14 protein-coding genes and 1 other annotated feature are annotated in these 12,600 nt (G+C 43.7%); of the genes, 13 read left to right on the top strand and 1 reads right to left on the bottom strand.

Features of this window, described 5'->3' with window-relative positions; translation table 11 throughout:
* Window positions 1-373: 373 nt before the first annotated feature.
* From LCM10_RS15510 to LCM10_RS15460, 11 genes are all read left to right on the top strand, one after another.
* Window positions 374-754 (top strand): cytosolic protein, encoded by a 381-nt coding sequence (locus LCM10_RS15510; RefSeq protein WP_224877200.1) that lies wholly within the window; start codon window positions 374-376, stop codon window positions 752-754.
* An 82-nt stretch (window positions 755-836) separates the two neighbouring features.
* The gene (gene nrdR, locus LCM10_RS15505; RefSeq protein ID WP_224877199.1) at window positions 837-1,292 is read left to right on the top strand and encodes a transcriptional regulator NrdR; all 456 of its coding nucleotides are present in this window, start codon (window positions 837-839) and stop codon (window positions 1,290-1,292) included.
* Between the two features lie 103 nt (window positions 1,293-1,395).
* Complete coding sequence (locus LCM10_RS15500) at window positions 1,396-2,802, top strand: replication initiation and membrane attachment family protein (RefSeq protein ID WP_224877198.1); 1,407 nt, start codon at window positions 1,396-1,398, stop codon at window positions 2,800-2,802.
* A 12-nt stretch (window positions 2,803-2,814) separates the two neighbouring features.
* The gene (gene dnaI, locus LCM10_RS15495; RefSeq protein ID WP_224877197.1) at window positions 2,815-3,747 is read left to right on the top strand and encodes a primosomal protein DnaI; all 933 of its coding nucleotides are present in this window, start codon (window positions 2,815-2,817) and stop codon (window positions 3,745-3,747) included.
* Window positions 3,748-4,020: 273 nt separating this feature from the next.
* Window positions 4,021-4,887, top strand: coding sequence for a putative sporulation protein YtxC (locus LCM10_RS15490; protein ID WP_224877196.1), 867 nt, complete (start codon window positions 4,021-4,023; stop codon window positions 4,885-4,887).
* 427 nt (window positions 4,888-5,314) lie between these two features.
* A complete protein-coding gene (thrS, locus tag LCM10_RS15485) occupies window positions 5,315-7,246 on the top strand; it encodes a threonine--tRNA ligase (RefSeq protein ID WP_224877195.1) in 1,932 nt (643 codons plus the stop codon).
* Window positions 7,247-7,676: 430 nt separating this feature from the next.
* Window positions 7,677-7,816, top strand: a sequence feature (ribosomal protein L20 leader region).
* A gap of 35 nt (window positions 7,817-7,851) precedes the next feature.
* Window positions 7,852-8,403 carry a translation initiation factor IF-3 gene (gene infC / locus LCM10_RS15480; protein ID WP_224877194.1) on the top strand — a complete coding sequence of 184 codons (552 nt, stop codon included), beginning with the start codon at window positions 7,852-7,854 and terminating at the stop codon, window positions 8,401-8,403.
* Window positions 8,404-8,425: 22 nt separating this feature from the next.
* Window positions 8,426-8,626 (top strand): 50S ribosomal protein L35, encoded by a 201-nt coding sequence (gene rpmI / locus LCM10_RS15475; protein WP_032087387.1) that lies wholly within the window; start codon window positions 8,426-8,428, stop codon window positions 8,624-8,626.
* Between the two features lie 30 nt (window positions 8,627-8,656).
* Window positions 8,657-9,016 (top strand): 50S ribosomal protein L20, encoded by a 360-nt coding sequence (gene rplT, locus LCM10_RS15470; protein WP_032087388.1) that lies wholly within the window; start codon window positions 8,657-8,659, stop codon window positions 9,014-9,016.
* A 300-nt stretch (window positions 9,017-9,316) separates the two neighbouring features.
* Complete coding sequence (locus LCM10_RS15465; protein WP_224877193.1) at window positions 9,317-9,595, top strand: DUF1294 domain-containing protein; 279 nt, start codon at window positions 9,317-9,319, stop codon at window positions 9,593-9,595.
* Window positions 9,596-9,741: 146 nt separating this feature from the next.
* Entirely contained in the window at window positions 9,742-10,323 is a 582-nt protein-coding gene (locus LCM10_RS15460) for a TVP38/TMEM64 family protein (protein WP_224877192.1), read from the top strand.
* Window positions 10,324-10,363: 40 nt separating this feature from the next.
* Here the strand turns inward: LCM10_RS15460 and LCM10_RS15455 are convergent, their stop codons facing one another.
* Window positions 10,364-10,753 (bottom strand): sigma-w pathway protein ysdB, encoded by a 390-nt coding sequence (locus LCM10_RS15455; protein WP_224877191.1) that lies wholly within the window; start codon window positions 10,751-10,753, stop codon window positions 10,364-10,366.
* 143 nt (window positions 10,754-10,896) lie between these two features.
* Between LCM10_RS15455 and LCM10_RS15450 the strand changes: the two genes are divergently transcribed.
* Both LCM10_RS15450 and LCM10_RS15445 read left to right on the top strand, forming a co-directional pair.
* The gene (locus LCM10_RS15450) at window positions 10,897-11,385 is read left to right on the top strand and encodes a dUTP diphosphatase (protein ID WP_224877190.1); all 489 of its coding nucleotides are present in this window, start codon (window positions 10,897-10,899) and stop codon (window positions 11,383-11,385) included.
* 80 nt (window positions 11,386-11,465) lie between these two features.
* The gene (locus tag LCM10_RS15445; protein WP_224877189.1) at window positions 11,466-12,551 is read left to right on the top strand and encodes a M42 family metallopeptidase; all 1,086 of its coding nucleotides are present in this window, start codon (window positions 11,466-11,468) and stop codon (window positions 12,549-12,551) included.
* The last annotated feature ends 49 nt before the right edge of the window (window positions 12,552-12,600 follow it).

The raw sequence follows: 12,600 nt of genomic DNA, 5'->3' as shown, positions 1-12,600 counted from the left end.
GGAGCAATCCTGGTTTTGGATTGATCGTTTTTCATGCCCCACCAAACGAAGTGCGGTAGGATTACAGGACAAAAATTTCTCATTTTGTATTGTCCACTTTCTTGACAGAAGACCATTATCTTCCATTTTTTCATTTTATCCGCCGAAATCCAGGTTTATCTGCCGTTTCTGTCATTTACCTTTTAAAATCCAAATCAAATTGCCATTTCCACCGTCTCCCCCCCATAACCGCGCTGGCACACCCCCCATTCTTCCAAAATCAATATGCCATCCACCCTCCCGAAATCCAATAAAAGGAGCCCCAATCCACAACACCAATTTCCAACTCCCCATTTTTCGTGTAAAATAAAGATACATAAAGGGAGGAAGACAAATGAGTGGATTACGAACCCTATTTAAAAGATTTCAATCAGAGTGTGAAACTTCCGATCGGCATGAAGATCCGGAATTGCGATCACAATATTATAAATCAATGCATGGAGCAGCGTATAATGCCGTATTGGACTTATTCTCTTCATCAGAATATGAGGTCATCTCAGAATCAAAGGAGCGCGGGGAAGTCACTGTCAGGAAGAATGGGACCCCTCGACTCTTCATCGTCGCTACCGTCATCACGGTGCGCCCACTTGAGACAGCTGTCGATTTCAAGGTCAGTGCCGATAAAGGCAAGGTGCTTGGGACATACAATGTGTTGAAAGCTCAGATCAGGCATTATTATGGACGGCTTGATAGCAAGCTGACAAAGGTAAAATAACGGTAAATCCGTAATTTGCTTGTGTATGGGACAGCTTTTTAATATGATGAAAGTAATAGTTTGTTAAAACGGAGCTGATATTATGAAATGCCCGTCATGCCAGCATAATGGGACACGGGTGGTCGATTCCCGTCCGGCGGATGAAGGCCGCTCGATCAGAAGGCGAAGAGAATGCGAAGAATGCAACTTCCGATTCACGACGTTTGAAAAAGTGGAAGAGTTTCCGCTGATTGTTGTGAAAAAGGAAGGTGTGCGCGAAGAATTCAGCCGTGAAAAGATTCTTCGTGGGTTGATCAAGGCTTGTGAAAAAAGGCCGGTCCCACTGGAACGATTGGAAAAGATCTCAACGGATATCGAAAAGGAGCTCAGAAACCATGGAACTTCCGAAGTTGAGTCTGTCAAGATTGGTGAAATGGTGATGGATGAGCTGGCGAAAGTCGATGAAGTGGCGTATGTGCGTTTTGCTTCAGTGTATCGCCAATTTAAAGATATCAATGTATTTATAGATGAATTGAAAGAGTTAATCAAAAAAGAGTGAAGTGGTGAGCTGAAGAGAAAATCTTTGGCTCTTTTTCTCTTTATTCATTTTCAGAAATTAGAAGCGGTGTGTAATTAGAAATGTTGAAAGGTAGAATTATATTATGAAGAAGCATTGGAATGAAATACAGCCCATCGACCAATATTCCGTGGCAACAAATGGAATGCTTCAGGAATACGACAGAAAAATCATCACATTCCTTTATCAGCCGTTAATTGGCGCGGCTTCCTATAGTTTGTTCATGAGCCTCTGGGGAGAAGTGGAAGAGAACCGGCTTTGGTCAATCGGGTCTGCTCATTACCATTTAATGAATGTCCTTTCGATGAACCTCCAGGACATCTATGAAGCAAGGCTGAAGCTTGAAGGCATCGGTCTCCTGAAGGTATACGAGAAGAAGAGTGAGGGTGAGAGAACGTTCATATATGAACTGCAAAGGCCACTCACTTCACAGGAGTTCTTTCATGACGGCATGCTCAACGTCTATCTTTACCAAAAAATCGGCAGGACCCATTATATGCGTTTGAAGAATTTCTTCAGTGATCATGCAGTAGATACAGAGCAGTATAGTGAAATCACCCGTTCATTCCAGGATGTATTCACTTCGGAGCAGAACATCAATTTCCTGCAGCATGATGCCAATACCGACTCAGAGCCGGAAGGTGGGAAGCGGTTCATACAGGATCATTCTGGACAGGGGCTGCCCCTTGACGATGTTGATTTTGACTTCTCGCTATTGCTTGCCGGTCTCTCGGAAGCCATGGTCCCGCGGAAAGCATTCACGGTTAAAGTGAAAGAGACCGTCGTAAAGCTGAGTTATCTGTATGGGATCGATCCCCTTCAGATGAAAAACCTGCTGCTCAGTTCCATCGATTCTGAAGATGAAATCGACCTTGAAATGTTAAGGAAAGCAGCGAGGGACTGGTATCAGATCCAGACAGGCGACCAATTGCCAGATCTGACTGCACGCACCACCTCTGCAAAAGTGAATCGGAAAGCGGATAAGCCGTTATCCAAGGAAGATGAGCTTCTTGACTACCTTGAAACGACTTCACCGAAGGATGTCCTTGCCGACATTTCCAACGGGAGCAATCCGTCAAAGTCAGACCTCCAAGCGGTGGAGGAAGTGTTGATGTCACAGAAATTACCGATTGGGGTCATGAATGTGCTCATCCAATACGTACTGTTGAAAACGGATATGAAACTCACCAAAGGATATATGGAGAAGATCGCTTCACATTGGGCGCGCAAGAAAGTGTCAACGGCCGGAGAGGCGATGGAACTTGCCAAAAACGAGCATAAGCAATACCTCGAGTGGGCTCAAGGGAAAAAAGAAAATCCAACGTCATCGCGAAGGAGGAAGCCGGTTCGGACCGAGAAGCTTCCTGAGTGGTTCCGGGAAGGCAAGGAATCGGAAACGAAAGAAGATCCTACTCCACCCGAAAGTGATGATTACGATTTTGAAGCGGAAAAGAAAAAGCTTGAAGAAGAACTGAAAAATTTCCGGAAGTAGGTGAAAGAAAAGATGGAAAGAATCAACAACACACTAAAGAAGCTGGCAACCTCAAGCTCGTTTCAGCAAAGATATGAACAGATGAAAAAAGAAATACTTGAAAATCAGGATGTGAGAGATTTCATTCAAAAGCATCCAGGGCAGGTCACGACTGAAATGGTGAATGAAAGCCTGATGAAACTATATGAATACATTTCCCAAAGCAAGGAGTGCAGGGATTGCCCCACTCTTCAGGAATGCAAAAATATGATGCAGGGATACGATCCGCACCTTGTCATACGCGGCAACTCGATCGATATCGAATATCACAGATGTCCGCGTAAAGTGGTCAACGATGAGCGGACAAGCTCCCAGAAATTGATTAAGAGCCTGTATGTACCGAAGGATATACTTCAAGCTTCTTTCGCGACTCTCGACCTCGACTCCAAAAGCCGTCTGGAGGCGGTCCGACTGGCGAAGAACTTCGTCGAGCAGTACTCTGCCGAAGAACGGAGGAAGGGCTTTTATTTCTATGGGAAATTCGGTGTGGGTAAATCTTATATCCTGGGGGCAATCGCAAATGAACTCGCCGAAAGCAAGGTCGCTTCCATGATTGTATACGTCCCTGAATTTTTCCGTGAAATAAAGCAATCACTTGGAGACAATACCTTGAACGAGAAGCTGGAAGCAGTCAAAACAGCGCCTGTCTTGATGCTTGATGATATCGGGGCCGAAACGATGTCGAGCTGGGGAAGGGATGAAATCCTCGGGACCATCCTTCAGTACAGGATGCTTGAGAACCTACCGACATTCTTCACGTCAAACTTCAACTTCGATGAGTTGACACATCATTTGACTTATACGCAACGAGGCGAAGAAGAAAAGCTGAAGGCTGCAAGAATCATGGAAAGAATCAAATACCTCGCCAAACCCGTCCTCATCGATGGGCGAAATAGAAGAGAATAGAATGGATGAAAAGAAAAGGCGTGAGTGCCTTTTCTTTTTTTCTTTTTAATCTTGTTCCAGATTGGCGATCCAATCTGGAACTTGCGGGAAAAACAAAAACGTGGAGGCTCGTCCTCCGTCCTCAACCCATGCGCTAAGGAGCGGTCCACTTTTTCAGATGCAAGATTAGTCGCTCTGTAAACAATTGCAATTAATTCACAAACAAACTTCTAATTCATACAAGCCCCCCATATATATAAAGCAGGGATTCCGGCTTTGAGGAGGGGAGAACGTTTGACTGAATTCATTTTCAAATTGAAAACTGATGCACTAAAGCTTCAACATTGCCTGACCAAGTATGAAATGCCATCTTGGTTTCATGAAACGTTATTTCAACATAAAACTCACTATAACCTTATTATAGATCATTCATCATCACAATCAGGGAAGGAACGGCTGCTGCAAGGAACAACCGAATTCATCCTGAATGAAAAGTGCATGGATTGGGCGGAAGAGATACTCAAGGAACACTACTATTACGAAGATGAACACGAAATTGAACATATACTCGAAATCGTCTCCGATATGAAAATGGGGGATCGACCTGAACTGGAAGAATTGATGGAACAATGGGACGCACCATCATTTGTAAAGGAAAGCCTGGACTTGTTACTTGATGGGAATTCCCCGATATCGTTTGATTCATTTAGTACGTTCAGGCTGAAGAGACTCCGCTTGAGGATAGGGAAGATGGTGGGGCTCGCCATCGATGAATATAAGATGGAACAGGAATATCAGATGTTCGTTCATATGCTGAGGGAATATTTAGCCGCACGTGAAAAGAAGCTTGAAACCATCCATCTTTACTCAACGGGGTTCGAGTTTCGTTTCTTTGATGAAAACATGAGGGAAGTATCGAGAAGTGAGTTGACTCAATATATCGACAAACGGCTGCTGACCAACCATCCTCTTTATGTCGACTCATATACGATCGCCCCGCTCCTATCCCTCGCACCTGAAAAGATATTTGTTTATGGGAACGGAGACCATAATCTTGTAAGGACATTACAGAATATTTTTGAAGAAAGGATCGACCTTTTGCCACGTGATTATTTTCCGGAAACACTCCTTTATCCTTCCCGCGATATCGCGAATGAGTAGGAAATGAAATTTAGAGGATACTCTTGCTTTTGGCTGCATAACCGATTATAATACCTACATAATAAGTCTATAAAGCAAAGGTTATGAAGAGGACAACAATATTCCTATTCGATTCACAGAGAGGGAAGTCTCGGCTGCAAGCTTCCTAATTCGACAGAAGTATTTACCGCCTCCGAACCTCAATCCGGAAATGATCCCAGTGGTCTAAGTAAGGATTGACGGCTAAATGTCGTTATTCGTTTTCAATGAAGTCATTCTTGCACTGCGCAGTGGATGAGAAGTTGGGTGGAACCACGAGTTTATTTATTAACCTCGTCCCTTCAATTATGAAGGGGCGGGGTTTTTTATTTTGGCTTAAATAAACAACGGTCTCGATCGCCCATCCCTTTCTAACCATACATGTGAAAATTAAAAGGAGTGAACACAGATGTCTGAACAAATTAAGATTACGTTCCCGGACGGAAATGTGAAGGAGTTTCCTAAAGGAACAAGCACAGAGGATATCGCTGCATCAATCAGCCCAGGCCTGAAGAAAAAGGCGATTGCAGGTAAACTAAATGACGAATTGATTGATCTGCGCACAGGAATCATGGAGGATGGAAAAATTGAAATCGTCATGCCTGATAGCGATGATGCACTTGAGATCCTTCGTCACAGTACGGCTCACTTGATGGCTCAGGCAATCAAGCGACTGTATCCGAGCACAAAGCTAGGGATCGGTCCTGTCATCGAAGGCGGCTTCTACTATGATGTTGATTCCGAACATACATTTACACCTGAAGATCTTCCTCTTATCGAAAAAGAAATGAAGAAGCTGACAGGTGAAAACCTGGAAGTGATCAGAAAAGAAGTAAGTCGTGACGAAGCGAAGAAAATTTATGAAGAAGTTGGCGATGAATACAAGCTTGAGCTTCTAGAAGCGATTCCTCAAGGTGAACAGGTTTCAATTTACGAACAGGGAGAATTCTTTGATCTTTGCCGTGGTGTTCATATCCCATCTACAAATAAAATCAAGGAATTTAAGCTGTTAAGCATTGCCGGTGCCTACTGGCGCGGAAACAGCGACAATAAAATGCTTCAGCGCATCTACGGAACTGCGTTCTTCAAGAAAGCCGATCTAGATGAGCATCTTCGCTTATTGGAAGAAGCGAAAGAGCGTGATCACCGTAAAATCGGTAAAGAACTGAACCTGTTCATGAACTCGCAAAAAGTCGGTCAGGGGCTTCCGATGTGGCTACCAAAAGGTGCGACGATCCGCCGCATCATCGAGCGTTATATCGTGGATAAAGAAGAACGCCTCGGCTATGATCACGTTTATACTCCTGTCATGGGAAGCGTGGAACTTTATAAAACAAGCGGACACTGGGATCACTATCAGGAAAACATGTTCCCTGTGATGGAAATGGATAACGAGGACCTTGTTCTCCGTCCGATGAACTGCCCGCATCACATGATGATCTACAAAAATGATATCCACAGCTATCGTGAACTGCCGATCCGTATTGCGGAACTTGGTCTGATGCACCGCTACGAAATGTCAGGTGCACTTTCTGGTCTGCAGCGTGTACGTGGGATGACATTGAATGATGCTCATATCTTCGTCCGTCCTGATCAAATCAAGGAAGAATTCAAACGTGTGGTCCGTCTGGTTCAGGAAGTATACAAAGATTTCAATCTTAATGACTACTCCTTCCGCCTCTCTTACCGTGATCCGGAAGATACTGAGAAATACTTCGATGATGATGAGATGTGGAACCGTGCTCAAGGCATGATCAAGGAAGCGATGGATGAGCTTGATGTTGAGTATTTCGAAGCAGAAGGAGAAGCTGCATTCTACGGACCGAAGCTTGATGTACAGGTGAAGACGGCTCTTGGTAAAGAAGAAACGTTATCGACTGTCCAGCTTGACTTCCTCCTACCTGAGCGCTTTGATCTGACTTATGTCGGGGAAGATGGCAAACAGCATCGTCCAGTCGTCATCCACCGCGGTGTCGTATCGACAATGGAGCGTTTCGTGGCATTCCTCATCGAAGAATACAAAGGGGCATTCCCGACTTGGCTCGCTCCTACTCAGGTGCAGCTGATCCCTGTATCCCCTGAGATCCACTTCGACTACGCGAAAGAAGTGAAAGAACGCCTTCAAGCTGAAGGACTTCGCGTGGAAATCGACGACCGCAATGAAAAAATGGGCTATAAGATCCGTGAAGCCCAAATGAGCAAAGTGCCATACATGCTTGTATTGGGTGACAATGAAATTACAGATCGTGCGGTGAACGTCCGTAAATACGGAGAGCAGAAGTCTGAAACCATTTCACTGGATCAATTTGTTGAAGAAATCGCAAAAGAAGCAAAACGATAATCATTGATTGTGGGGGACGGACCTGGTTTTGGGGTCCGTTCTTTGTTTTGTTACGATTAATGTTGAGTATGAAAAGTGGACCATGCCTGTATGGATTGGTCGTATCGTGATCGTGTGATTTGGAAGATTATCGTTGAAAACTAAAAGATTTTCAGTGAAAAGTAAAAGATTAATGCCCTTAACTCGAAGATTCCATGGAAGAACTGAAAGATTCTCATGAAGAACCGAAAGATTTACCATTACTCTTCCATTTTCGCCCCCCGTCTTCAATACATGTTGGGTCAAAACCCCCTAAGCAACCAACATTTCAAAAAAACTATTGCACAACCGCGAGATGTCTGCTATCATAAAAAACGTTGTGACATCAGAACGATAGTTTGACATCACTTATGTCATGTGATATAGTATCTAAGGTGAATTGAATACAGTTTGGTACAAGAAGAAGCTACCCGCTTCTCACCTGAATGACGCCAGTCGGCAGTTGCCAGGTATGATAATGACTATTAAAGCTTTTTATAGATGCTTTATAATCAGATGCGGGTGTTTCGACACTCGCATCTTTTTTTGTGCAAACAAAAACGTGCGGGTGCCTGAGACCAAAGCCGATGTATTCTTTTAATAAACCTTGGAGGTGGCTAATTATTAGCAAAGACATGATCTTAAACGAAACCATTCGTGCCCGTGAAGTACGTCTAATCGATCAAAATGGCGAGCAGCTTGGAATCAAATCCAAGAATGAAGCCCTTGAAATCGCTGAACGTGTAAATCTTGATCTTGTTCTTGTTGCTCCAAATGCGAAACCACCCGTTGCCCGTATCATGGACTACGGAAAGTTTAAATTTGAACAACAAAAGAAAGAAAAAGAAGCGCGTAAAAATCAAAAGATCATCAACCTTAAAGAGGTGCGCTTAAGCCCTACGATTGATGAGCATGATTTCAATACGAAGCTTCGCAACGCACGCAAGTTCCTTGAAAAAGGAGACAAAGTAAAGGCGTCGATCCGATTTAAAGGCCGTGCGATCACGCACAAAGAAATTGGTCAACGTGTACTGGATCGTTTCTCAGATGAGTGTAAAGATCTTGCAACTGTTGAATCAAAGCCAAAAATGGATGGTCGCAGCATGTTCTTGGTGCTAGCACCAGTTAACGAAAAATAAACGACCCGAGGAGGAAAAGCACATGCCAAAAATGAAAACTCACCGCGGCTCAGCTAAGCGTTTCAAGAAAACAGGTTCTGGTAAACTTAAACGTTCTCACGCTTACACAAGCCACTTATTCGCAAACAAATCTACTAAAGCGAAGCGTAAACTTCGTAAAGCAGCTGTTGTCTCTAAAGGAGATTTCAAACGCATTCGTCATATGCTTGACAACCTTAAATAAAAAGCACGTAAGAAATAGGAGGGAATTATTATGCCACGCGTAAAAGGCGGAACAGTAACACGCAGACGTCGTAAAAAAGTTCTTAAGTTAGCAAAAGGTTATTTCGGTTCAAAACACACTTTATATAAAGTAGCAAACCAACAAGTCATGAAATCATACATGTATGCTTATCGTGACCGTCGCCAAAAGAAACGTGATTTCCGTAAATTATGGATCACACGTATCAATGCGGCTGCTCGTATGAACGGTCTTTCTTACAGCCGTTTAATGCACGGTTTGAAGCTTGCTGGTATCGAAGTTAACCGTAAGATGCTTGCTGAGCTTGCGATTGCTGACGAAAAAGCATTCAACCAATTAGCAGAAGCTGCTAAAGCTCAACTTAACAAATAAGATCTGATTGCCCTAGCGCAAACAGAGTAAAAGGACTGGCCATTTGAGGTCAGTCCTTTCTTTATAATAGGCTATTTTCATAAACTTTGTTGATTTAGAAGAAACGAGTAGTAGGTGATTGGAACGGAAGGTGCTCGCTTTCCGCGATGCGTTAGCGACGAGGAGGCTCACCAACCGCCCGCTTAAAGCGAAGTCTTGCACGGAAATCATTAGCGGTAATTAACAAACACGTAACTTTGAAAGTAATTGAATTTGAGATGTTAATACCGTTTACAACTCCAATGAAAGAAGGTAACAATAATGGAATCTTTACTAAATCTCCTATACATCTACATCCTCATCATCAATATCATCGGCTTCAGCCTTATGAGGAACGATAAGAAGAAAGCGCAGAGACATGAATTTCGGATCAAGGAGAAGACATTGTGGACCGTTGCCATCATCGGTGGCAGTTACGGATCTTATGTCGCGATGAAGGTCTACAGGCACAAGACGAAGCACAAATCATTTTCCATGGGCTTCCCATTGCTTGTCATACTTCACAGCATCCTGTTCATTTGGGTGAATCAAGGTATTTAATGAGGAATGGGGACAGACTTAATGGGTGGGATGCCGACGGATGGACCCCTCCTCCATGCCATTATTATCCGCGATATGTCATACTGTGTAGACAAAATGTATAAACTGTAGAGAATAGAGGCAGCAGAAGGAGGTCTACATTAGCTATGGACGACAGACTCGTAACAGCATTCGCCATCATGGAAGCTAGTGGGTATATCGCTCCTGTCCTGTTTATCCTGTTTCACGTATTGAGGCAGTTCCTGTTTATCCCCGTCGCGCTGGTATGTATGGCAGGTGGGATCCTTTTCGGAAGCATTCTCGGTACGGTGTACTCGCTTATCGGATTGACGCTCTTATCCATCATTTTTTATTTTGCCATCAAGAGTTTTACATCTTTTTATGAACGCCTGTTGAGGTTGAAGGAGAAGTGGTTCGGGAGGAGTGCCGATTTGACCACGGGGCAAATTGCCGTGCTGAGGCTCATACCTTTCATTCATTATCAACTGCTCAATCTCTGTTTGATGCAGAAAAATCCGCAGTTCAAGCCTTTCGTTCGCGCCACCTTCATTTCCAATATTCCGCTTGCATTTTTCTACACGGTGTTTGGCCAATATATCAAGCAATTTTCCCCTCCCATCCTACTTATGATCCTGATGGCCCTGATCGTACTCTTTTATTTGCTAAGAGAAAAGGTAAGGGTCATCCAGTGGAATGAGTTTTTCCCGGAGAAAAATCGTATGTATTAATTGATCCGACATGAAAAGGGAACCTAGCCAGGTTCCCTTTTCATGTATCGGATGTTTGTAAAAATTCATTGATTGGACTCTTCCAGTCGATCTTGGCATTTGGATACCGCTCATGGATTTCATCCTGTAGATAATGGAAATCTTCCAAACGGAGACCCTGCAAGGATGAAGCGTTATTTGTCCAGACAAAAATCGAGACAACCTCGAACGCCTTTTCAGTCGTACCCAGGTATTTTTCCCCTTCAAATAAAACCCCTTTGTATGTCAAATGAAAATTCTTTCTGACGTTTTCCTGGTCATCGAGGAAGTAAAAGCGCTTTTGTTCCTGTGCAAGCTCCAACTTGCGTTTCGGATCGACGATATATTTGAAGCTACGGTAAAACAAGTAGATAATGAGGACAATAAGGATGAACCGAATGAGCCAAAGCATGTAAATTACCTCCATAGGCATAGATCTTCTATTATTACTTACGGAGTAAATAGAAAAAGGTTTCACATTTTATTTAAAAAAAGCCTAAAAGTTTGTCATACTGAAGTAGAGTGAACAAAAATATGAAGAGGTGAGGAGATCGTATGAAAATCGAAGAACTACTACATATGCAGAAGGATCTTGATCAGCACATTGAAAGTGAGCATGGTCTGGAGGATGAGGATCTGGTTGATAAAAAAATCCTCGCATTGCTCGTTGAAGCGGGCGAGCTTGCGAATGAGACGAGGAGCTTCAAGTTCTGGAGTAAGAAAGCACCTTCCGAGAAAAGCATCATATTGGAAGAATATGTGGACGGAATCCATTTCATCCTTTCGCTGGGCCTTGAAATAGGACTTGAAGAGATTGATGTGAATGAACAGCATGCGGGTGGAGAAGACCTAAATGAACAATTCCTTCACGTGTTCAAGTCCATCGTCGAATTCAGGGAAGAGCGTTCCGTGAACCATTTTTTCACCATGTTCAATCAGTACTTGTTGCTGGGGGAGGTACTCGGCTTCTCAAGGGATGATGTGTATCACGCTTACCTGAATAAAAACAAAGTGAATTATGAACGTCAAAAAGAAGGATATTAAGAACGGCAGGGAGTAATTTTGATGGAATGGAAAGAATTTAGTATAATGGAAATAGTTTAATTATTTAGGGGGTCGAAAGAATGACAAAATTAGATGAAACATTGACGATGCTTAAGGATCTGACGGATGCAAAAGGTGTTCCCGGCAATGAAAAAGAAGCAAGGGATGTTATGAAGAAATACATAGAACCATTTGCAGATGAAATCACGACGGATAATCTAGGCAGCCTCATCGCCAAAAAAGTCGGGGATGAAAATGGTCCAAAAATCATGGTAGCCGGACATCTTGATGAAGTCGGATTCATGGTCACTCAAATCGATCACAAGGGGTTCCTTCGCTTCCAGACGGTTGGCGGCTGGTGGTCACAAGTCATGCTTGCACAACGCGTGACCATCGTGACGGGCAAAGGGGAAGTGACGGGTGTCATCGGTTCCAAGCCACCTCACATCCTTCCGGCAGAAGCGCGTAAAAAGCCTGTTGAAATCAAAGATATGTTTATTGATATCGGCGCGTCAAGCCGTGAAGAAGCGCAAGAATGGGGAGTGAAGCCTGGGGATATGGTCGTTCCTTATTTCGAGTTCACTGTTATGAACAATGAAAAGATGCTCCTTGCCAAAGCGTGGGATAACCGTATCGGTTGTGCAATCGCCATTGACGTACTGAAGAATTTGAAAGATGAAGAGCATCCAAATATCGTGTACGGTGTGGGAACGGTCCAGGAAGAAGTCGGTCTTCGCGGAGCAAGGACTTCAGCAGCGAAGATCCAACCTGATATCGCATTCGGTGTCGATGTTGGAATCGCGGGCGATACACCGGGAATCTCTGAAAAAGAAGCCCAAAGCAAAATGGGCGAAGGTCCGCAAATCATCCTGTATGATGCTTCGATGGTTTCGCATAAAGGTCTTCGTGACTTCGTAACGGACACAGCCGATGAGCACAACATTCCATATCAGTTCGATGCCATTGCGGGCGGAGGGACGGATTCAGGTGCGATTCACTTGACGGCGAACGGTGTACCTGCGCTGTCCATTACCATTGCTACACGCTATATCCACTCTCACGCTGCCATGCTTCACCGTGATGATTATGAGAATGCAGTGAAATTGATCACTGAAGTAATCAAGAAGCTTGATAAAGATACGGTTGCGAAAATCACATTTGATTGATGTCAAAAAAGCCCCTCTGTCATAGCGGGGCTTTTTTCTATTAATGAAA

The organism is Rossellomorea aquimaris (assembly GCF_020171925.1).
Lineage (GTDB): Bacteria > Bacillota > Bacilli > Bacillales > Bacillaceae_B > Rossellomorea > Rossellomorea aquimaris_F.
This window is presented reverse-complemented; position numbering and strand designations above follow the sequence as displayed.